Source organism: Microbulbifer sp. VAAF005 (assembly GCF_030012985.1).
Taxonomy (GTDB): Bacteria; Pseudomonadota; Gammaproteobacteria; order Pseudomonadales; family Cellvibrionaceae; genus Microbulbifer.
On sequence record NZ_CP120233.1, the window covers coordinates 1,536,034 to 1,557,963 of the forward strand.

At 50.1% G+C, this 21,930-nt stretch carries 15 protein-coding genes and 1 tRNA gene; 6 read left to right on the forward strand and 10 right to left on the reverse strand.

Going from position 1 to position 21,930, the window contains the following annotated elements; translation table 11 throughout:
- Positions 1–109 precede the first annotated feature (109 nt).
- Together guaA and guaB are read right to left on the reverse strand one after the other, a co-directional pair.
- Complete coding sequence (guaA, locus tag P0078_RS06885; RefSeq protein WP_282933709.1) at positions 110–1,687, reverse strand: glutamine-hydrolyzing GMP synthase; 1,578 nt, start codon at positions 1,685–1,687, stop codon at positions 110–112.
- A gap of 101 nt (positions 1,688–1,788) precedes the next feature.
- Positions 1,789–3,276 carry an IMP dehydrogenase gene (gene guaB / locus P0078_RS06890; RefSeq protein ID WP_282933710.1) on the reverse strand — a complete coding sequence of 496 codons (1,488 nt, stop codon included), beginning with the start codon at positions 3,274–3,276 and terminating at the stop codon, positions 1,789–1,791.
- A gap of 174 nt (positions 3,277–3,450) precedes the next feature.
- Here guaB and xseA point away from each other — a divergent pair, with 174 nt between their 5' ends.
- Together xseA and P0078_RS06900 are read left to right on the forward strand one after the other, a co-directional pair.
- Positions 3,451–4,803, forward strand: a complete 1,353-nt coding sequence (gene xseA / locus P0078_RS06895) for an exodeoxyribonuclease VII large subunit (RefSeq protein ID WP_282933711.1) — start codon at positions 3,451–3,453, stop codon at positions 4,801–4,803.
- 73 nt (positions 4,804–4,876) lie between these two features.
- Positions 4,877–7,177 (forward strand): transporter substrate-binding domain-containing protein, encoded by a 2,301-nt coding sequence (locus P0078_RS06900; RefSeq protein ID WP_282933712.1) that lies wholly within the window; start codon positions 4,877–4,879, stop codon positions 7,175–7,177.
- 14 nt (positions 7,178–7,191) lie between these two features.
- On the opposite strand, the gene P0078_RS06905 is transcribed toward P0078_RS06900, so the two are convergent.
- From P0078_RS06905 to ftsH, 3 genes are all read right to left on the reverse strand, one after another.
- Positions 7,192–8,169, reverse strand: a complete 978-nt coding sequence (locus tag P0078_RS06905; RefSeq protein ID WP_282933713.1) for an NAD(P)H-quinone oxidoreductase — start codon at positions 8,167–8,169, stop codon at positions 7,192–7,194.
- Positions 8,170–8,373: 204 nt separating this feature from the next.
- Complete coding sequence (locus P0078_RS06910) at positions 8,374–10,671, reverse strand: TonB-dependent receptor (RefSeq protein WP_282933714.1); 2,298 nt, start codon at positions 10,669–10,671, stop codon at positions 8,374–8,376.
- 587 nt (positions 10,672–11,258) lie between these two features.
- A complete protein-coding gene (gene ftsH, locus P0078_RS06915; protein WP_282933715.1) occupies positions 11,259–13,232 on the reverse strand; it encodes an ATP-dependent zinc metalloprotease FtsH in 1,974 nt (657 codons plus the stop codon).
- 372 nt (positions 13,233–13,604) lie between these two features.
- Here ftsH and P0078_RS06920 point away from each other — a divergent pair.
- Positions 13,605–13,681 (forward strand) — tRNA-Arg (locus P0078_RS06920).
- Positions 13,682–14,112: 431 nt separating this feature from the next.
- On the opposite strand, the gene P0078_RS06925 is transcribed toward P0078_RS06920, so the two are convergent.
- Genes P0078_RS06925 through P0078_RS06940 form a run of 4 tightly spaced genes read right to left on the reverse strand, consistent with a single transcriptional unit; the run spans position 14,113 to position 17,550 of the window.
- Complete coding sequence (locus P0078_RS06925; RefSeq protein ID WP_282933716.1) at positions 14,113–14,952, reverse strand: sulfite exporter TauE/SafE family protein; 840 nt, start codon at positions 14,950–14,952, stop codon at positions 14,113–14,115.
- Positions 14,953–14,977: 25 nt separating this feature from the next.
- Positions 14,978–15,490, reverse strand: a complete 513-nt coding sequence (locus P0078_RS06930; RefSeq protein ID WP_282933717.1) for a flavin reductase family protein — start codon at positions 15,488–15,490, stop codon at positions 14,978–14,980.
- A gap of 25 nt (positions 15,491–15,515) precedes the next feature.
- Positions 15,516–16,544: a methionine synthase gene (locus P0078_RS06935; protein WP_282933718.1), complete on the reverse strand. Its 1,029-nt coding sequence runs from the start codon at positions 16,542–16,544 to the stop codon at positions 15,516–15,518.
- A gap of 28 nt (positions 16,545–16,572) precedes the next feature.
- On the reverse strand, positions 16,573–17,550 hold the full coding sequence (locus P0078_RS06940; RefSeq protein ID WP_282933719.1) for a DUF1852 domain-containing protein: 978 nt from the start codon (positions 17,548–17,550) through the stop codon (positions 16,573–16,575).
- 152 nt (positions 17,551–17,702) lie between these two features.
- On the opposite strand from P0078_RS06940, the gene P0078_RS06945 reads away from it, so the two are divergent.
- Positions 17,703–18,605: a LysR family transcriptional regulator gene (locus P0078_RS06945; protein ID WP_282933720.1), complete on the forward strand. Its 903-nt coding sequence runs from the start codon at positions 17,703–17,705 to the stop codon at positions 18,603–18,605.
- Between the two features lie 366 nt (positions 18,606–18,971).
- On the opposite strand, the gene P0078_RS06950 is transcribed toward P0078_RS06945, so the two are convergent.
- On the reverse strand, positions 18,972–19,844 hold the full coding sequence (locus tag P0078_RS06950) for a LysR family transcriptional regulator (protein WP_282933721.1): 873 nt from the start codon (positions 19,842–19,844) through the stop codon (positions 18,972–18,974).
- Positions 19,845–19,982: 138 nt separating this feature from the next.
- Here P0078_RS06950 and P0078_RS06955 point away from each other — a divergent pair, with 138 nt between their 5' ends.
- Both P0078_RS06955 and P0078_RS06960 read left to right on the forward strand, forming a co-directional pair.
- Positions 19,983–21,083, forward strand: coding sequence for an alkene reductase (locus P0078_RS06955; protein ID WP_282933722.1), 1,101 nt, complete (start codon positions 19,983–19,985; stop codon positions 21,081–21,083).
- 61 nt (positions 21,084–21,144) lie between these two features.
- Complete coding sequence (locus P0078_RS06960) at positions 21,145–21,849, forward strand: SDR family oxidoreductase (RefSeq protein WP_282934566.1); 705 nt, start codon at positions 21,145–21,147, stop codon at positions 21,847–21,849.
- Positions 21,850–21,930: the final 81 nt, after the last annotated feature.

Sequence of the window (21,930 nt, forward strand, 5' to 3'; positions counted from 1 at the left end):
CGTACCAATTAAAGATCGAATAGAGAGAAGGGGCCGCTGTGGAAAATGAGACGCGAAGCCCAAAACAAAAAAAGAAAGGGGTGCTAAGCACCCCCTCTCGATTCTACAGTTACTCCCACTCAATTGTCGCGGGAGGCTTACTGGAAACGTCGTAGACCACACGAGAGATATGCTCTATCTCATTGATAATGCGGTTCGAAACCTTCTCAATCAGCTCATAGGGGAGATGCGCCCAGCGCGCTGTCATAAAGTCCACAGTCTCTACCGCGCGAAGAGCAACCACGTATTCATATCGGCGGCCATCGCCGACAACACCCACAGATTTTACCGGAAGGAATACGGCAAAGGCCTGGCTGGTTTTGTGATACCAATCGGCGTTGTGCAGCTCCTCGATAAAGATCGCATCCGCCTCTCTCAGAATATCTGCATATTCCCGCTTTACCTCACCGAGAATCCGCACGCCCAGACCCGGTCCCGGGAAGGGGTGACGGTAAACCATGTCGTAAGGCAGGCCCAGCTCCAGACCGATCTTACGAACCTCGTCTTTGAACAGTTCACGCAGGGGCTCTACCAGCTCAAACTGCATATCCTCCGGTAAGCCGCCCACATTGTGGTGAGACTTAATCACATGTGCCTTGCCGGTTTTTGCGGCGGCAGACTCAATAACGTCTGGGTAAATAGTGCCCTGAGCCAGGAATTTCACGTCCTGTAACTTGGAAGCTTCGCGATCAAAAATCTCAATAAAGGTATTACCAATGATTTTGCGCTTGGCCTCAGGGTCCTTTTCACCTTCAAGACGCCCAAGGAAATCCTCTTCCGCATCAGAACGGATAACGCGAACGCCCATATTGTCGGCGAACATCTGCATTACCTGGTCGCCTTCGTTTTTACGCAGAAGGCCATTATCTACAAATACGCAGGTCAGCTGATCGCCAATAGCCTTGTGCAGCAAAGCGGCTACCACAGAGCTGTCGACACCACCGGATAAACCGAGCAGCACCTTACCCTCGCCCACCTGATCGCGGACTTTAGCAATAGAGTCTTCAATAATGTTCGCGGGAGTCCAGAGTTTCTCACACCCGCAAATATCAATCACAAAGTGCTCATAAATACGCATGCCTTGCAGGGTATGAGTCACTTCCGGGTGGAACTGTACACCGAAGAAATTCTTCTCAGCGTGGTACATACCGGCAATTGGGCAGGAATCGGTGGAAGCCAGCAGCTCAAAGCCCTCTGGCATCGCCACTACCTTGTCGCCGTGACTCATCCAAACATCCAGTAGGGAACTGCCATCATCAGCGATATGATCTTTGATATCGCTCAACAGGTTGGATTGGCCTTCAACTTTTACCTGGGCGTAGCCAAATTCGCGAATATCGCTGCCCTGTACGGTGCCTCCAAGCTGATGAGCCATGGTCTGCATGCCATAGCAAATGCCCAGAACCGGCACGCCCAGGTTATAAACCGCCTCCGGCGCGCGCGGGGAGCCCTCTTCCGGTACCGACTCGGGGCCACCGGCGAGAATAATGCCCTTGGGCTGATATTCACGAATTTCCTCTTCGGTCATATCGAAAGCGCGAATTTCAGAAAATACGCCCAGCTCGCGAACACGGCGGGCAATCAATTGTGTGTACTGGGACCCGAAGTCGAGAATGAGTATTCGGCTGGAATGGATATCTTGGCTCATGACTTACTCGATAACTGGATTAAATAACGGCAAACGGACCTTGAAGGTCCGTTTGCTGCTTGTTCCATCTAAATTTTTTTCACCTGGAGAAGGTCGAAGGCTTAGCGTCGGCCCACCGGGTAGTTGGGGGCTTCTTTAGTAATTTGAACGTCGTGGACATGGGACTCACCCATACCGGCTGCCGTGACCCGCACAAACTCTGGACGAGTGCGCATGGTCTCGATATCGACACTGCCGGTGTAACCCATGGCTGAACGCAAACCACCCATCATCTGATGAACAATGGCTGACAGCGGACCTTTATAAGGCACTCGACCTTCGATGCCTTCCGGTACCAGTTTTTCAGCGCCCTTGCTCGCATCCTGGAAATAGCGATCGGAAGAACCCTGAGTGCGAGACATAGCACCGAGAGAACCCATCCCACGATAGGACTTGTAAGTACGGCCCTGATAGAGCTCAACTTCGCCCGGCGCCTCTTCGGTGCCGGCGAACATGGAACCCATCATGACAGATGAGGCGCCGGCAACAATTGCCTTGGAGATATCGCCGGAGTAACGGATACCACCGTCGGCGATCATGGGCACACCAAATTCTTTAAGGGCTGTGGCAACCTCTGCAATTGCCGTCACCTGGGGTACCCCGATACCCGTTACGATACGGGTGGTACAGATAGAACCGGGGCCAATACCCACTTTGACCGCATCCGCACCGGCCTCAACCAGTGCACGCGCTGCATCAGCCGTAGCAATGTTGCCACCGATCACATCCACCTGGGGGTGCATTTCCTTAATGCGGCGCACGCGCTCAATCACATTGCGGGAGTGACCGTGAGCGGTATCTACTACCAGCACATCAACGCCGGCTTCTACCAATGCAGCTACGCGATCATCGGTGTCCGGGCTGGTGCCCACAGACGCGCCCACACGCAGGCGACCGTCGGAATCCTTACAGGAGTTCGGGTACTGCTCTGCTTTGTTAAAGTCTTTAACAGTGATCAGGCCGCGCAACTCAAAGTTGTCGTTAACCACCAGTACTTTTTCGATACGGTGCTTATGCAGCAGTTCGCGTACTTCGTCGGGGCTCGCATCTTCGTGGGCCGTCACCAGACGCTCTTTCGGCGTCATGATGCTGGCGACACTGACGTCGAGATCAGTTAAGAAGCGAACGTCGCGGCTGGTAACGATACCTACCAAATCGCCACGATCCATTACCGGTACACCGGAAATATTATGGTGACTGGTCAGCGCGATCAACTCGCGCACAGTGGCATCGGACTCAATAGTAATAGGGTCTTTTACAACACCGGCTTCAAACTTCTTCACCGCGCGAACGGCAAGAGCTTGCTCTTCTATCGACATACTCTTGTGAATAATGCCGATACCCCCTTCCTGGGCCAACGCAATGGCCAGGCGAGCTTCCGTCACCGTATCCATAGCAGCGGACACAATGGGGATGTTCAGGGTAATGTTGCGGGAGAGTTGGGTTTTTAAACTCACATCCTTGGCCGTGACCTCGGAATATCCGGGCACAAGTAGGACGTCGTCAAAAGTGAGGGCTTCGCGCGCGATGCGCAGATTGGATTCAGACATTGTTGACACTCAAACCTCGAATAGGCGGGATTGGGTATCGGCGCGATTATACCTCTACGCGCCCAAAGCGCAAACATCAATTTGCAGAAAAACGGATTTGTACAGTAAAGCTCTTTACCTATAAGGGCGATACTGCAATATTGCTCCGCCCAATACGCGCGACGAGATTCACCGATGCAGACAATTCCCCCTAGTCAAAATGCCAAGCGCAGCGTGCTGTCGGTCAGTGACCTGAATCGGGAAGTTAAACATCTTTTGGAAAGCAGTGTGCCCCTTCTATGGATCAGTGGGGAGATTTCCAATTTTTCCATGCCCAGCTCCGGACACTGGTATTTTAGCCTTAAAGATGCGCGGGCCCAGGTGCGCTGCGCCATGTTTCGCGGTCGCAATCGCAGTGTCGCCTTTCGGCCGCAAAATGGTCGCGAGGTTTTAATCAGGGCCAGGGTGAGCCTGTACGAAGGGCGCGGAGAATTTCAGCTAATCGTTGAGCATATGGAGGAGGCCGGCTTTGGCGCCCTGATGCGCCAGCTGGAACAGCTCAAAGCAAAACTGCATGCCGAAGGCCTGTTCGAAACAAGCAGAAAACGCTCTCTTCCGTTTTTGCCAACCAATATCGGCATTGTCACTTCGCCGACAGGCGCGGCAATACGGGATATGATTCACGTATTGGGCAGGAGACACCCTTCTGCACAAATTGAAATCTGGCCCGTAGCCGTTCAAGGTCAGGGTGCAGCTCAGCAAATCGCGGCAGCGATTGAAAAAGCGGGCCGCAGTGGTCGCCACGATTTATTAATTGTCGGTCGCGGCGGAGGCTCCCTGGAAGACCTGTGGTCTTTTAATGAAGAAATTGTCGCCCGCGCACTGGCCGCAAGCCCTATTCCCACTATTTCTGCAGTCGGCCACGAAACCGATACGACTATTGCAGATTTAGCCGCAGACCTGCGCGCCCCCACCCCTTCTGCCGCGGCGGAAATAGCCAGCGCCAATGCTGCAGAAATTTTACAGCGGCTTGACCAGGTCCAGCGCAGATTGCACCGCGCCATGGACAACCAATTGAAGCATTTATCTCAACAGGTTCAATTGCGACGCAACCGTTTGCGCCACCCCAAAGAGCAGCTCCTCAACCAAGCCCAACGGCTGGATCATTTGGAGATGCGCCTGATAGCAGCTTGCCAACAGCAAATCCAAAATCGCAAATCCCAGTTGGATTCCGCCTCCAGAGCTTTTGCCCACAACCTACCGACACGCCGACTCGACAACAGTCGAAAGCAGTTAATCCAACTCAAGGGAAACCTGGAGCGTGCGATACAACTGATATTACAGCGCGGCGGTGACAAACTCTCCCACGGGGCCCAATTACTACAAAACATCAGTCCCCTGGCAGTATTGCAGCGAGGCTACGCCATTGTTCTGGATTCAGAAAATCGCGCAATTCGCGATAGTTCAGAACTGGATACCGACCAGCAAGTCCATATTAAGCTGGCCAAAGGGAACTTCACTGCAAAAGTTAATACCATCGAAAACTGATTTCTTTAACAATTAAAGGGCGCAAATCAAGCGACACTATAATGATTGAGGTAGAGTGCCTTCGGAGCAATATATGGATAGTGAATCTACTGCTATCCACCTCAACCAGTGGACCTTGATACTACTTTCAGTACTACTGCTTGCCCTTGCGGCCTGCACGGAACCAGATCGTGATTCTGGAGTAGCCGAATCAGTCACCATGTCAGCTGCCGAAGCGCAGGATGCCGACAAGCGATCAGGGCAACTGCCTGAAATAACCCCCGCTAAAGAACAGCAAGTCAACTACGTCGAAACCGGTGACCTTAGGGACATAAGAAAACACGGCACAATTCGGTTCGTTAATTTAACCGGTGCTTCCGAGGACCTGTTACCTCGTGACGATGTGGTGAGTCTCCGTCACTTCGAACTTGCCAACAAACTGGCCAAACAGTTAAAGCTGGAACCCAAGTGGATAAAAGCTGAAACGCCCGATGACGCGGTGCAAATGCTGATCGATGGCCAGGCAGATGTAATTGCCTATAACCTGACTGTCACTGACGCCCGTGAAGAAATTATTGACTTCACGGTTCCTCTTCGCCATTCGCGGTTAGTACTCGTCACTGGTCCTGAGGGTCCAGATATTTCAGATGCGAGCAAATTAAAGGACCTGGAATTTATTATCCCCGCCGGCTCTTCTATTAAAGAAACAGCAGAGCAACTTGTTGCCGAAAATCCAAACTCAAACCTAACTATTCGAGAAATTGATATTAATGGTAACCGAGATACCTTGCTGGATATCATTAATGGCCAAAAGAACCGGGTTGCTATTTTGGAAGATTTTTCAGCCCAGGATTTGCGCAATTACCGCGATGACATGCGGATTGGTGCAGATGTATCTGAAGTACAAAATATTGCCTGGGGCGTACGCAAAGACTCCAAACGCCTGCATACCACTCTCGATAATTTTTTGACCCGCAACCTGGTTAAATCCCAGGAAGAACGCATTACCGATTGGAAGGGTATTAAAAAATCTGGAGTAATCAGGCTACTCACTTATAACGGGCCGACAACCTATTTCTTATGGAAAGGGGTATTAATGGGGTTTGACTACGACCTAGCCCAGGCTTTTGCCAATAAGCACAAACTCCAACTCCAGGTTATTGTTGTCCCCTACGAAGAAGACCTTGCCGACTGGCTGAGGGCGGGTCGCGGTGACTTTGCCGGGGCCGAACTCAATATTACCAGTGCCCGTGAAGACCAGGGCATGGTATTCACCAAGCCCTATGTCGAATCCACAGACCAGATCGTCAGTGGTAAAGGCAGCCCCCCTATTACCCAGATTCAGGATCTTAATGGCCGCAAATTAACCCTGCGCGCCTATTCATCATTTATTGAAACCGCTGAAACACTGAAAGAAGCTGGTATTGATGTCGATATCCGTGTGGCGCCGCCAGATATTTCCCAGTCACAAATCTTCTCATTAATCGCCGACGGGCTGGTAGATGCGACTATATCCCACTCCGGTCGAGCCAAGATTGAGGCATCCGTTCAGCCACAACTGGTACTCGGAACCCTTATCGGTGACCCGCGTCCACAGGGCTGGATGGTATTAAGACAAAATTGGCACCTGTTACAGAACTTGAATAAGTTTTTGAAAAATTATAGAAAAACGAGCCAGTACCAGAAGCAGTACCAGGCTTATTTTGAGCCGAACAAACGATTTACCCAGCGAGTAAGTTCCCGGGTAATACCGGGAGAAAACCTCTCTCCTTACGATGAGTTGGTGAAGGAATCTGCCTTTAAATACGATTTTGATTGGCGCATGATCGTCGCGCAAATGTGGCAGGAGAGCAATTTCAACCCTAAAGCCGTATCTCCAGTTGGCGCGCAGGGGTTGATGCAGGTAATGCCTGCCACAGCCGAGGAAATGGGATTTCCTCCGCCGCTGTTCGAACCTGAAAGAGGTATTAAAGCGGGGGTAAAATATATGGATTGGGTGCGCGATCGCTTTAATCCCGCTTTGCCAACCGTAAATAAACTCTGGTTTACTCTCGCTTCCTACAATGCCGGATACGGCCACTTACTCGATGCCCAACGGCTGGCTAAAGAATTGGGACTGGATCCCAATGTGTGGTTCGACAATGTGGAAGTCGCCATGCTGAAACTGGCCCAGCCCCAATACTTTAAACGGGCGAGATACGGCTATGTGAGAGGCTCCGAGCCCGTGCAGTATGTACGCAATATCAGCAATCTCTACAAAGCCTATGTGGAAATGATGAGCGATGATGTGACAGTCCGCCCACCTCTACAGCGCTTGCCCGGCAAAATCTATTGTGAACCCGGGGATGTGCCTGAGGGCGTTATTCAGCGGATGCCCACTTACTCCTCGCCCTAGGCAACCACAAGCCCTCACAAGGTTAAAACGATTTTCCCGGTGATAGTGCCAGACTCGAGTAATTTATGGGCCTCAACCGCCTGATGCAGAGGAAATTCAGCGGCTAGTTGCGGCCGCACTTTACCCGCTTCAATTAGCGGCCAAACCTTTTGCTCCAGTGATTTCGCAATACCGGCTTTCACTTCTGGCGAGCGTGCCCTCAAAGTTGAGCCGGTCAATGTAAGTCGCTTCAACATCACCGGCATCATATTTACTTCTACTTTAGCGCCAGCCAGGTAGGCAATATTCACGATTCTGCCGTCGTTAGCGGCCACACGAATATTGCTATTGATATAGCTACCGCCCACCATATCCAAGATAACATCAGCTCCGTGATCATCTGTCATCTCGCGCACCACGGAGACAAAATCTTCATCCCGATAGTTGATCGCCTTCTCCGCTCCCAAGGCCACACAGGCTGCGCATTTATCTTCTGTTCCCGCAGTAGTGAAAACCCGGGCTCCCAATTGATGGGCCAGCTGGATTGCCGTGGTACCAATGCCAGAGGAACCACCATGGATTAAAATCACCTCACCCGGCTTTAAACCCGCGCGGTCAAATACATTAGTCCATACGGTGAAAAAAGTTTCCGGCAATGCAGCTGCCTCAATAAGACTAAGGCCTGCAGGGACCGGGAGGCATTGTCCCTCTGGGGCTACTGCGTACTCTGCGTAACCTCCACCATTGGTCAGGGCACAAACTTTATCTCCCACCTGCCAGCGCACAACTTTTTCCCCGACTTCAACAACCTCACCAGCCACTTCCAATCCCAATACCGGCGATGCCCCGGAAGGTGCGGGATAATGCCCTTGGCGCTGCACAATATCAGGGCGATTAACCCCAGCTGCAGCTACACGGATAAGGACTTCGTCTGCGCCGGGAACAGGCTTATCCATCTCCTTCAATTGCATAACTTCAGGCCCGCCAAATGTAGGCAGATCAATAAACCGCATATTTTTCCCCTTTATAGGTTCACTTTTATTGCCACGCCAACAAAACAAGAGTATCAAAAATCATCAAGCAGTTTTTATTCAACACGCAACCCAATAAAAAACGGCCAGCCCCATCACAACTTTTAATTGTGAAAAGGAACTGGCCGTTTCGAAGTCTGCTGGCTTAAAAATTACTTTCTCTAAGCAGCAAATTCTCAACCGAGATTAGAGTTCGTAAATAAACTCAACCCCCATAACACGACCTTTATTCAGCGGGGTAAAGCTGGCACCGATACCACCAAGGGTAACTGGTAGCTGCGTGTCATTACCCTCAGTAACTTCATCAAGCATATTTTTACCGAATACAGAAACTGTATATTGGCCGCTATCCGCAGTATAACCAATACTAAAGTCCACCATTTCCACTTCAGACAACATGCCTCTGTTGTCATCCGTATAAGGTGCTTCATCGCGATGATTGTAGTTAATGCGGGAGGTGATTGTTCCGTAGGAACCCAGAGACAAATCGTGCACTAACCCTATACCATAAGTCCATGGCGCCAGGCGTGGGATCTCGAGACCCAGATCTTCATCATCCACAAGGCCGTCACCATTCAGGTCACCGAGTACCTTATCGTAATCGCCATCTACATAGCCCACGTTGAAGGTAAGCAGCAGGTTTTCACTGAGCGCAGCCATGGTCTCCAGTTCAGCACCACGAATTGTCGCATCTGCGGTGTTTCGAATAATTTGCGCCACACCGGTCACTGCGTCAGCGAGATTCTCCTCCCGCTGCATATCATCAATCGTGTTGTGAAATACCGCCATATTGGTCCGAACACGGCCATCGAGCCAATCTACCTTAGCCCCAATTTCGAAGCTGCTTTGCTCTTCCTGGTCTGTTGCCTGCGGGGTATAAGGCATTCCTGTGGTCGGATCTATACCTGCGTTGCGGAAGTTGTACCCTCCACTGCGGAAACCCTTGGTCCAGAATGTGTAGAGCTGCGTCTCGTCTGAAACAGTCCACTGCAAGCCAACTTTGGGAGTGAAGGCATTCCAGCTTTCGCTATCTTCAAAGTCGTAGGCAGCACAGCCATCCAGTGTGCAGAGGTTCAGGGGAATAGAGGCAATCTTCGCATCTTTCTCCTCACTCGAGTAGCGTCCACCCAGGGTCAACACCCAGGCCTCGTTCAGATCGATATCAGCCTGGGTAAAGAATCCATAAGTACTGTGATCCTGCACACCACCACCGGTCCAATCGATAATGCCACCATAACCATCGGCTAATAAACGATTTTCCAGGTAGGTTACATCCTGAGAGAACCAATAGGCACCGGCAGTGATGGCTGTGCGACCGAAACGGCCGGCATAGCGCAGCTCATTACTCAACTGGCTCTGATCCACGCTTGAGTCCGCATGGAAACCGACAAAAGGTAGGGAATCAATATCCCCCAAGCCCCGTGCCTCATACTCACGCCAAGCCAAGATATTTGTGATGGTGCCATCACCGAACTCAACATCTTTATTGAACTCAGTAATGATCTGGGACCACTCGTCTTTTTGATAACCCTCTTCGTCCTGGGCCACCTCAAAAGAATCTTCACTATTGTCCCAATCAGGAATACCGTATGCCTCAGCAATCTGGGTTGCGCTGGGATAGGCAATAATACCGTTACCAGTATCAACTACATAAGCTTCGTTACCACGGTTTTGAGCGACAACCCCATCTGAGTCCATACGCCCGTGCTCCATCCGCACAAGCAGTTCTGCCGTTTCATTGAGCTGAACACTAAAGCTTGGGCGAATAAACCAGCTGTCAGAGGCACCGGCATTATCATTGCCGGTGGCAACATTTTCGAACCATCCACGGTCATCGTTGTAGTAAACGGTCAGGCGGCCGTTAACATCGTCAGAGATGGCACCATTAATTGAACCCGCAGTCACCACATCCAGATTATCCGTTGTGGACACCTTGACGCGAGCAGAGAATTCATCAGTTGGGCGCGCTGTTTTAACTACGACAGCGCCACCGGTAACATTACGGCCAAATAGCAGGCCCTGCGGACCACGGAGAACTTCGATACCCTCCAGGTCAAACACATCGGTAACAACACCCGCATTCACACCGAGGTACATACCATCGACAAAGACCCCTACTGTGGGATCAATTGATGGAATAGAGCTATTCACTCCAAGACCGCGCACAGTGAAGTTTGCCGTATTTTTTACAGTACCCACATCCTCCAGCTGGACGTTGGGCATTTTGAAAGAAAGGCTTTGTAAATCCCTGGTTTGCAGAGCCTCCAGTTGGTCACCGGAATAGGCGGTAGCCGCTACCGGAACATCCTGAAGTAATTCTGCGTCTGCACGCTTACGGGCTGTTACCTGCACTTCTTCCATAAGGGTGCCGACTGCTCCCTCTGCGGCATAACTGGGGCTAATACCACTGGCTAACCAAAGAGTTGCTACGGAACAGGCGGAAAGCAGAGCAGAGTGCTGCTTGGGTTTTGACGGACTTCCCATGTTTTCTCTCCATTGTTTTATTTTTTTTATGTACAACAACGGACTTATCGCAATCGGTACTGCCTGGCTCCACTGCTCTACCTCATAAAGAGGCTCCGACTAAGTGAAGCTCCGATTCAAGACCGCGCTGATAAAGAGGCACAGATTTCGTAGTGAATCTGTGACATGGACAGGTTACAGGCTCACAACCGTGTGTGGAAGTCTATTTACCGTAAATGTCTGTAAAAATAACTCAATTAGTCTGGAAAGTTCTTTCAACTTGAAGAAAAAAATTAAAGGGACTGGAAAAAATAAAATTATGCACTGTTTAAGGGCGATACTCTAAGTTGCCCTTTTACATAGAAAATTGATTATTTTCAAAAAAGCCAATGACAATATGTATCTAAACCACCCCAAAAACACAAAACTTTTTGTCTATTTTAAATTATTACACTCTCAGCTCTTTTAGATTAGTCTGAAAGTGCCCTTCGATATTTCAGGTTACCGGCAATTCAAAACTAATAAACTCAATTAACCTGGTACATTTAAACACATTAAATTTGACCAGCGGGTCTGCCTGGAAAATAAATTTCCATTAAAGCCAGGAGCTATTTCGGCGCAATAGAAGTGTCATCACCACCCGAAGCCACATGGGAAAGTATTTCATTTATTTCCGCTGCATCGAGGGTTTCTTTTTCCAAAAGAGCCACAGCCAATGCATCCAATTTCTTGCGATTTTTTGTCAGCAACTGATCTACTTTCATCTCAATTCCGCTGATCAAAGCAATAATTTCGTCATCAATAATCTCTGAGGTGTGTTCGCTGAAGTCCTTCTGCTGGGCCATCTCGCGCCCCAGGAATATATGCTCCTCTCCCCGGCGGAAAGCAACGGGGCCTAATTTTTCACTCATCCCCCAGTGCGTCACCATGTGACGGGCCAGTCGCGTCGCCTGCTTTAAATCTGCCTCGGCACCTGTACTCACCTCCTTGAACACCACCCGCTCAGCGACCCTCCCTCCAAGCATTACGCCGATACGATCGCGGAGATAACTGACCTGCATACTGTGATGCTCTTCGGTGGGAATCTGCTCGGTAGCGCCGAGACTGTGCCCTCTGGGAATAATAGTCGCCTTCTCCAAGGGGTCTGCATTGGGCAATAGCGTTGCTACCAGCGCATGTCCCGCTTCATGGTAGGCGATAATCCGCTTGTCCTCTTCACTGATAACCATTTCGCGCTCACCACCGAGAACCACTTTATCCCTCGCCCTCAACAAACAATCCATATCCACTGCAGACTTATCCTCTCGCCCCGCCAACAGTGCAGCCTCATTAATCAGGTTTTCCAGATCCGCGCCGGCAAAACCTGCAGTAAGAGCCGCGAGCCGTTCCAGATCCACCTTGCCGTGCAATGGGACATCGCGGGAATGAATCTCAAGAATTTCCTTGCGTGCGGCCTTATCTGGAAGGTCCAGAGTAATTTTTCGGTCAAAGCGCCCCGGTCTTAGCAGCGCCGCATCGAGAACGTCGGGCCTGTTGGTTGCCGCAACCACCACCACCGCTTCCTGGGGATCAAAGCCATCCATCTCCCCAAGGATCTGGTTGAGCGTCTGCTCCCGCTCATCGTGTCCGCCACCAACGCCCGTCCCCCTCGCCCGACCGACGGAGTCAATCTCATCGATAAAAATAATTGAAGGGGCATCTTTCTTAGCTTCTGCAAACATATCCCGCACACGGGAAGCACCCACCCCTACAAACATCTCAATAAACTCAGAGCCACTAATACTGAAAAATGGCGCTTCACTCTCACCGGCCAGCGCTTTCGCCATCAGGGTTTTGCCCGTACCGGGAGGCCCCATTAGCAAAATGCCCCGGGGTATCTTCGCTCCGAGCTTGCGATAGTGCTCCGGGTTCTTGAGGTACCCCGCCACTTCTTGCAGGTCCTTCTTCGCATTTGCCAACCCGGCCACATCATCGAAAGTCACTTGAGACTCACTGCGCTCAAACCGCTTTGCTGGTGATCGAGCAAAACCGAAGGGACTGCCGGGAGCTCCACTGGCCATCTTTTCCTGCATTCGCCGCCCCATCCAAACCAGGAGTCCAATAATCAGTATCCAGGGCAGAAGCAGAATCAACATCCGCTGCATAAAGCCCCCTCCCGGAGACTCTGCCAGGATTTCCACCTTCTCCTTTTCCAGAAGGGGCAGCAGTTCGGGGTCTTGAACGGAAGGTAAAATGGTTGTGAAGTGCTCCGGCGGTGGAGCCTTTTTTTCTTTCTCGTCAGTGTTTGGCGCCGGCAGCTTGCCCGCCTCCAGCTTGAAAGTGCCGCTGACTCTATCCCCCTCGATAACCACGCTGGCAACTTTGCCTTCGGCGACCTCTTTCTTAAAGTCACTGTAAGCTAGCTCAGTCCGCTTGCCAGAAAGCTGTCCGTTAGTGCAGTACTGTACAGTCAGTATTAAAAGGAAAATCCACAGGAAATACTGGAGCCAATTCAGCGGCCCTTGCGGAACCGGCTTTCCCGATGGCGGTGAAGGGGACTCCCCCTGCGGCAGCTTTCGCTCTTGGTCCTGCTCGTCCGCCATATATTCTCACTATATCTCTGGAGAAGCCTGCCGCCGGAAGATAGGCCGGACCTGGCAATGGGCAATGGGCAATGGAAAAGGTGCGAATCATCGGAATCCCGGTAGAGTAATGAGTATAGTTCGCCGCCAATCACACCGAGGAATTTAATGCCTCGCCCCTGGATAACTGGCGCAATCGGTACCCAAGGCATATTTTTCAAAGTAAGGCTTGCAAATTGAGGAGAGGCACGGCAGAATTCGCGCCCTGTCGAGACTGGTCGACCGCTCCCAGAGGGGCTCAGAAACTCGATAAGTTGCGGATTTTTAAGGATTTTTTCCAAAAAGAGGTTGACGGTAACGAATCAACTCTCTATAGTTCGCACCCATAACGACGCGCTCGTAGCTCAGCTGGATAGAGTACCTGGCTACGAACCAGGCGGTCGGAGGTTCGAATCCTCCCGAGCGCGCCATACAAAGAAAAGGGCTTACGTCTCACGACGTAAGCCCTTTTTTGTTGTAGAACAGCTAGTGCCAAACTGCTCTTTGCACAATTAATGCTTCGCGGCCCCACCCCAGCAACTCCTATTCACTTTAAGCAATCACAAACAGCTTGAATGACCCAGCAGGGTTAGAAGTAATCTCTTTCATTCATTCCATACAGCGGATAGATATACGCACATCAATCAGCGGGAGCATTTGCACCAACTGTGCAACCTCCAGATACGTTAATCCATTTTCATCTCACTAGGGGCCTGTGCTCGACTAGAGATTTCGACACATAAAAAGTTAATACTCCTAACTTGGGCCCGATCGCACCCGGAAGAGGATTGAAGCCCCCTTCCACCTTTGCAGCCGCGCCTACGCCGAGATAGCAATCGATAGACTGCAATTCATTAATACCTCAGAGAAGAAAACTCCCACCCACGCAGAGTAATAGCAGAGCAAATAAGCGCTTTAGCAATCGTGGAGATAACTTGTGGGCCAGACGCGCCCCAAAACGGGCGAAGAACATGCTGGTGATGGCGATACCGACCATGGCTGGCAGGTAGATAAAACCAAAACTCCACTGCGGCAGTTCAGGTTGCTGCCAACCAATAACCATAAAGCTCAGAGCGCCAACGGCAGCAATCGGCAAACCACAGGCTGAGGAAGTTGCCACTGCTTGCTGCATCGGCACGCTGCGCCAGGTCAGAAAGGGAACCGTCAGTGTGCCACCGCCGATGCCAAAGATGGCAGAGGCCCAGCCTGTCACCCCGCCGGCCGCTGTCAGCCCCAGCTTGCCGGGAACAGCGCGACTGGCCTTGGGCTTAAGCTCCAGTCCCATTTGAATGGCAATGGTGATAGCAAATACACCAATGATCTTTTGCAGTACCGGCCCCTGGATAGCTGCCGCTGTGAAGGAGCCGAGACTTGCACCGAGAAGAATACCCAGGCTCATCCAGGCAAAAGTTGGCCATAGCACCGCACCTTTGCGCTGATGCTCCAGAACCGAGTTAATCGAAGTAAAGACAATAGTCGCTAGCGAAGTGCCCACCGCCAAGTGGGTCAGCACATGCGGATCGATACCCTGGGCAGTAAAACTGAATACCAGCACGGGTACGATGATGATGCCACCACCGACGCCAAACAAACCGGCCAGCACCCCGGCCACAGCCCCTAGCAGCAGGTAGAGTAGAAATTCCATAAATTCCTCGAATTGATTGATGCGGGTTTCTTCTGGAAGCAGGCGACGGGGCTGCAAGTCCGCAACCCGTTGCTCAAATGTTTTACCCGGCTGGGGACACCGCAGTAAGGTTGCGATATTGGCCTTTGAAATACAGCAGTGGCTGCCTGGTAGCAGCTTTTTGTAGGTTTAACGCCTTCACCTCACCAATCACAATCAGGTGATCTCCTGCGGCGTGTTCAGCATGAATTTCGCAATCAAGCCAATGCAGACTGCCGGCGATAATGGGATTCCCCAGCGGCGATTCCTGCCATTCGACTTCACTCCATTTGTCCGCGCCTTGACGAGCAAATTGGTTGGAAATCTTGACCTGATCATCCGACAGGATATTGACCGAAAATCGGCCTGCCTGGCGAATTTTGGGGTAGCTGTACGAGCTCGACATAACGCTGAATGACACTAGTGGCGGGCTCGTCGATACGCTATAAAACGACTGGCAAGTGAAGCCTATCGGTTCACCCTCACAGTGCGATGCGATCACCGTAATACCGGAAGCGTAATGCCCCAGTGCTTCACGAAAGCGCAACGGTTCTATGGCTGTACTGGAAAGTGACATGGGAGCACCTAATTATTGTAGAGAGCTAAACCGAGAGCTCTCTTCGAACAATTTCTGCACCTGCACTTAAGGCATTGAGCTTACCGTTCGCAACTTGACGGGATAGAGGTGCCATACCACAGTTCGTACAGGGAAAGAGATCCTTTGCATCCACATACTTAAGTGCTTTTCGTATGGTATCGGCGACTTCCTCCGGTGTTTCAATCGTGTTGCTTGCCACATCAATAGCACCCACCATCACTTTTTTACCACGAATCAGCTCAAGGAGATCCATTGGAACATGGGAGTTGTGGCATTCGAGCGAAATTAGATCGATATTGGATTTTTGAAGTTTTGGAAAAGCTTCTTCATATTGTCTCCACTCTGAACCCAGAGTTTTCTTCCAGTCTGTATTGGCTTTGATACCGTAGCCATAGCAAATATGTACGGCAGTTTGGCATTTCAGCCCTTCGATGGCTTTCTCTAAAGTGGCAATCCCCCAGTCATTCACCTCATCAAAAAACACATTAAATGCAGGCTCATCAAATTGAATAATATCAACACCAGCAGCCTCTAGCTCACGCGCTTCCTGATTGAGAATTTTGGCAAATTCCCAGGCGAGTTTTTCGCGGCTTTTGTAGTGGCTATCGTAGAGAGTATCAATCATTGTCATGGGGCCAGGTAATGCCCACTTGATAGCTTGACTGGTTTGCTTGCGTAAAAACTTAGCATCTTGAACAAATACTGGTTGTTGCCTAGATACTTCGCCAACAACTGTCGGCACGCTCGCTTCATAGCGATTGCGGATTTTAACGGTTTCCCGCTTCTCGAAGTCAACGCCGTTGAGGTGCTCGATAAATGTAGTTACAAAATGTTGGCGGGTCTGCTCCCCGTCACTAACGATATCGATACCGGCTTGTTGTTGCTCTTGTAATGTCAGGCGCAAGGCATCCTGCTTACCTTCTTGTAATTGATCCCCCTGTAATTTCCAGGGAGACCAAAGTTTTTCGGACTCTGCGAGCCAGGATGGTTTAGGCAAGCTTCCAGCGCTTGAAGTTGGCAATAAGCGATTCATGAAAAATAATCTTATCTATATTTGTTAATTAAAGCGCGTAATTAGCGGCCCACTGATCAAGGATACTTCTGTATGGTTTGATAAATTGTTCTTCAGTAAACTTCCCTTGCTTTATAGCCAGCTGGCTACGCTCTTCCCGGTCATAAACAATTTTAGTCAGTGAATAATCCTGGTGCTTCAAGCTGGGCTGATAGCAGGTCCCCGCTACAGAGTTTGCATTATATATTTCAGGTCGATATATCTTTTGAAAGGTCTCCATCGTGCTGATAGTGCCGATAAGCTCAAGATTCGTATAATCACCAAGCAAATCACCTTGGAAGTAAAAAGCCAAAGGGGCGACACTATCCGGCGGCATAAAATAGCGAACTTGTAACCCCATTTTCTCGAAATACTCATCAGTTAAAGAGTATTCGTCCTGCCGATACTCGACACCCAGCACAGGGTGATGGTTTTCAGTTCGATGATAAGTTTTACTGCTCGATACACTCAAACAAATAACTGGGGGCTTACTGAAGCTATCCTTGTAGGCATTTGAACTCAGGAACGATTGAAAAATTTTCCCATGAAGATCACCATAACCCTCAGGAAGGCTAAACTTGTCTTGCTTCTTGTTATGCTCCAACAACAACACGCTGAAATCATAATCCCGCACATATGAAGAAAAGTTATTTCCTACTATGCCCTCAATCCGTTGATTGTTTTTATGATCAACAATATTCGTCTTCAATACTTCAATGGTAGGAAAGGCTTCTCCGTTGCCTTCAATATCAATATCAACCGAAATAATATCCAGCTCTACAGAGTAACGATCTGCACTAGGGTTGTCCCAATGCGCCAAGGAATTGAAACGACGATCAATCATTCTCAAGGTGTTGAGCAAGTTATCCCGACGGCTCTCCCCTCTCGCCAAGTTCGCAAAATTGGTGGTGATCCGCGTGCTATCCGCTGGACGATAGTTTTCATCAAAGCGTAAGTTCTTGATGCTGAATGCAAACTCTTTATTCATTGCGGCCTGGTATCCTGATTCCTAAGACAAAAACTGAATTCGTGGCTTGGTGATTGACATTGCCAGGCAGGATAAGGCTCTTTATAAATGAACAAAAATGGTATATTTTCAACTATCCATTAATTTTATTCATGGATTACTCGGGTACAGCTATGCTAGAGCGCACGCACTTAACAATAATCCAGGCCGTAGACCACCATGGTTCGCTAACCGCAGCGGCCAAGCACCTTTGCCTAACCCAGTCGGCGCTGAGCCACACTGTACGCAAGCTGGAACAGAATCTCGGGGCCCCTATCTGGTTGCGTGAGGGCCGCAGCTTGCGCTTGACCCAGGCTGGTGAATATCTGCTTGGATTGGCCAATCGAGTCCTGCCACAATTGGAACACGCTGAGAGCAAGCTAAAGCAAATGGCTCAAGGTGAGCGCGGTACCCTGCGTATCGGTATGGAATGCCACCCCTGCTATCAGTGGTTACTGAAAGTCGTGTCGCCATTTCTGGAAGATTGGCCGGACGTGGATGTGGATGTTAAGCAGAAATTTCAGTTCGGAGGTCTCGGCGCTTTACTGGGTTACGAAATCGACCTGCTAGTTACCCCTGACCCTTTCTATAAAGCCGGACTGCGCTTCGATCCCGTATTTGACTACGAGCAGGTGCTGGTAGTCCCTCGAGATCACCCTATGGCAAAGCGAAAGTACCTGACAGCAGAAGACCTACGGGATCAGGTGCTGTTAACTTACCCCGTGCCGCCGGACCGCCTGGATATCTATACCCAGTTTCTCAACCCTGCGGGCGTGGTGCCACTGCGCCACAAGACCAGTGAAACTACCGATATCATGCTACAGATGGTGGCCAGCGGCCGCGGGGTCGCGGCCCTGCCACGCTGGCTTGCAGAGGAGTACTCTACCAAGCTGGCCCTATCGGTGGTGCGCCTCGGGCGACAAGGTATTGCCAAACAGATTTTCTTAGGAACTCGTGAAGACGACAGTGAAGTTGAATACCTGAGCGCTTTTATCAAACTGGCCAGAGGTTATGAACACTCAGAAACTAAAGCCTAATGCTGGTGAGATTTACCGTTTACTCAGGTAGCAGTTTGAACAGTCACCATAGAGTGAGAAATATTTACGAAGTACGGACCTTCCCACTAAACGCAAACACGCCCGCACAGAAAAACTTGCCAACCCTAAGTAATCCATTTGCGCTTTTCACTGCTAGCGGCGCGCCCTGGCAGTGACAAATACAGCGAGCTACGCCACTGAAATTTACTAAACAATAAATTTCAATTTGCTGGCAACGGGCCAGGCAATTGGAGGTTCGAACTTTCCCGGGCAATCCACATAAGAAGGCCTTATATCACAGGAAATAGTCTCTTCTATTTTTCTGGAGCCCTATCCAAGCCCGAATGGAGCCAGTTCAAAACTGGTTTAAGATTGAACTGGAAAGGGGTTTTCAAATAAAGCTCGCTTTTCTTCCAATCTTTCCCGCAGGAATTCTTTTAACTTATTTGCTCTCACTATATGCCGTGAGTCAGTACGACTTAATAACCACAAAGCCCAAGAGGAGGGAGTTTGACGTAGGGGAAGCTGAATCACCGAAGGGTGCCCTATCGCATTGACAAACCAGCAGGGCATTCGAGCCACCCCAAATCCATTTTTTACCGCTAGAAACATGGCATGCAGGTCATCCACTCTTAATCCCGCACTGCACTTGGGAAGATCATCACACCACCTTGGCAACTGCTCTTCCGCCGACCAAAGTACTGCTTTAACTTTGTTGCTGATGACCAGTGAACGATGAGCGTAAACTCCCATTTCCAGCTGGGCAAACTGAATACCAGTAAGAAGGTCAGGTGGCTCAGGCGTAAATCTTAGAGCGACGTCTGCCTCGATATTTGCCAGGTCCTTCAAGCTACTGGAAGCCAAAACCCTCAGGGATATGTCTGGATGATCAGCCTGGAACTGGCACAGATCCTCTAACAGTAACTGGTTGAGTAAATCATGGGGTAACGTAAGAACAAGGGGACCTGCCATGCGGCTATCCGCCCCACTGATCCGCTCTTCCAGCATTAAGTTTTGAACCTCCAATTTCTCGGCTATCGGCAAAATTGCCTCTGCCGCCTCTGTAAGGGCATAGCCCCTCGGCGTGCGATGAAATAAAAGCACACCATGAGACTGCTCCAGAGATTGAATACGCCGGGAAACCGTAGCGTGATTAACATCTAGCACCTTGGCAGCCGCAGACACCGTGCCATTGCGCGCAAGTGCAAGGAAGTAGCGGATGTCATCCCAATTAGTCATTTTGCCTCTTCTCTCGTCCACTCTTTCTTATTTCTGTGCATATTTGCACAAAGGCTGTTAAGAATCGATTATTTATTATCAGGCTTGAGCTGGATAACCTCTGCGCTGTACCAAATACAACACGGCGAGGAGATTCCCATGCCCGACCTGTTTACCCCTTTATCCTTGGGTGATTACACCCTTAAAAACCGAGTAGTCATGGCTCCACTGAGCCGCAGCCGCGCCAACAGTAATGGCGTCCCCCAACCCATATCTGCTCAGTATTATCGGCAGAGAGCGAGTGCGGGGCTGATCATCGCTGAGGCTACAGCAACATCCCCAACTGGACGCGGCTGGATCAACGGGCCCGGTATCTACACTCGAGAACAAATAGCAGGCTGGCAGCAAATCAGTGAAGAAGTCCACAGAGATGAAGGAGTTATCTTTGTACAGCTATGGCATATGGGTGCCGCTGTGCACCCAGATTTTCTTGGCGGGAACAAACCGGTTTCAGCCTCACAGATTACCCTTGAAGGCACACTTCCGACTCCCATTGGACGCGACCGCCCTTTCAAGCAAGCGCGTTCCCTCAGCAAAACAGAAATTCGAAAAATAATTGCTGAATTTGCCCAGGCAGTAAAGAACGCCATTGCTGCAGGGCTCGACGGCATCGAACTACATGCAGCAAACAGCTTCCTGATCGATCAATTCACGCGAGATGGCAGCAATCTGCGTACTGATGAATACGGTGGATCTATCGACAATCGCCTACGGTTTCTTAGCGAAGTTACTGACGCTGTTTGCGATGCTATCGGAAGTGGCAAGGTCGGTATTCGGCTATCTCCGAGCAATGAGATCTGGCAAGTGAAAGACAGCCAGTACCGGGACACCTACGCGCGAGCAGTAGAGCTACTTAATCCTCTCGACCTAGCCTATCTGCACTTACTCGAACCTCGTCCTGACTCAGGTCATGATATTCAAACTATCGATTACCAAACCCCAGATCTACGTCAGATATATAACGGCATACTAATTTCAAACGGAGGTCACAGTGCCGCCTCAGCCAAGCAAATGATTCTCAATGGTGGTTCTGATGCTGTTTCTTTCGGAAAACCCTTTATCGCCAACCCGGATCTGGTTGAGCGATTTCGCCATGGCTGGCCACTCAACATCGGGAACAGATCCACTTACTACACCAATGGCCCTGAAGGCTATATCGACTATCCCACATTCACTGCGGAAGCCTCCTCACCAGTATAAACCGCAAGAAAAAAGAATTTCACATTAGGAGTTTTACTATGTTCCAGAAAAAAATGCCCTTATAGTTACCGGTGCAAGTCGTGGGCTGGGAGTGGATATCGCTGCAGAGGCTTCCCGACAAGGCTTCCCCGTTGCCCTATTGGCCCGCAATTCACAGGACCTTCAGAAAGTTTCCGAGCAATTTGACGATCCCTCAAGAGTGCTAGCTTTGCAAGTTGATATCACTAACCCCAAAGCCACAAAAGAAGCAATCGCAGCTATTCGCAGCAAATTCGGTGGCATCTCTGCATTGGTAAATAATGCCGGAACCTGGACAGGTGGAGATACAGTAACCAATATCAGCGAGCAGGACTTCGACCGATCGATTACCCTAAATTTTAAAACCGCTTTTCATATCACCCAAGAAATTCTCTCGATATGGAAGCTAGATGGACAGCCACCCTTAGCCATTATGAATATTGGCGCTTCAGCTTCGGTAGATAGCTTTGCTCATGTTTTCTCCTTCGCTGCTGCCAAGGGAGCTCTACGAATGATGTCCCAGTCCCTGGCTGCAGAACTTGGGGCAAAGGGAGTACATGTATCTCACTTATTAATTGAAGGTATCCTTGATAATACTCGAAGTCGTAATTTTCCGGGGAATGAAGACCTGGGAAATGAGCACTTTATCGATCAAGCGGCCTTATCCAGACAAATCCTTCATGTACTTCAGCAGGAAAAATCCTGCTGGACCTTTGAGTGGAATGTAAAGCCAAGCGTGGCAACCTGACACTGAACTCTTCAAGTAAAAAAGAGCCGGGGGAAACTCGGCTCTCCTAATGCAATACAGTCTTATCGGTAATCAGTAACA

What these genes read in the sequence shown, in the direction of transcription:
- guaA (WP_282933709.1), bottom strand. Translation starts at nt 1,687, where the DNA reads ATGAGCCAAGATATCCATTCCAGCCGAATACTCATTCTCGACTTCGGG.
- guaB (WP_282933710.1), bottom strand. Translation starts at nt 3,276, where the DNA reads ATGTCTGAATCCAATCTGCGCATCGCGCGCGAAGCCCTCACTTTTGAC.
- xseA (WP_282933711.1), top strand. Translation starts at nt 3,451, where the DNA reads ATGCAGACAATTCCCCCTAGTCAAAATGCCAAGCGCAGCGTGCTGTCG.
- P0078_RS06900 (WP_282933712.1), top strand. Translation starts at nt 4,877, where the DNA reads ATGGATAGTGAATCTACTGCTATCCACCTCAACCAGTGGACCTTGATA.
- P0078_RS06905 (WP_282933713.1), bottom strand. Translation starts at nt 8,169, where the DNA reads ATGCGGTTTATTGATCTGCCTACATTTGGCGGGCCTGAAGTTATGCAA.
- P0078_RS06910 (WP_282933714.1), bottom strand. Translation starts at nt 10,671, where the DNA reads ATGGGAAGTCCGTCAAAACCCAAGCAGCACTCTGCTCTGCTTTCCGCC.
- ftsH (WP_282933715.1), bottom strand. Translation starts at nt 13,232, where the DNA reads ATGGCGGACGAGCAGGACCAAGAGCGAAAGCTGCCGCAGGGGGAGTCC.
- P0078_RS06930 (WP_282933717.1), bottom strand. Translation starts at nt 15,490, where the DNA reads ATGTCACTTTCCAGTACAGCCATAGAACCGTTGCGCTTTCGTGAAGCA.
- P0078_RS06935 (WP_282933718.1), bottom strand. Translation starts at nt 16,544, where the DNA reads ATGAATCGCTTATTGCCAACTTCAAGCGCTGGAAGCTTGCCTAAACCA.
- P0078_RS06940 (WP_282933719.1), bottom strand. Translation starts at nt 17,550, where the DNA reads ATGAATAAAGAGTTTGCATTCAGCATCAAGAACTTACGCTTTGATGAA.
- P0078_RS06945 (WP_282933720.1), top strand. Translation starts at nt 17,703, where the DNA reads ATGCTAGAGCGCACGCACTTAACAATAATCCAGGCCGTAGACCACCAT.
- P0078_RS06950 (WP_282933721.1), bottom strand. Translation starts at nt 19,844, where the DNA reads ATGACTAATTGGGATGACATCCGCTACTTCCTTGCACTTGCGCGCAAT.
- P0078_RS06955 (WP_282933722.1), top strand. Translation starts at nt 19,983, where the DNA reads ATGCCCGACCTGTTTACCCCTTTATCCTTGGGTGATTACACCCTTAAA.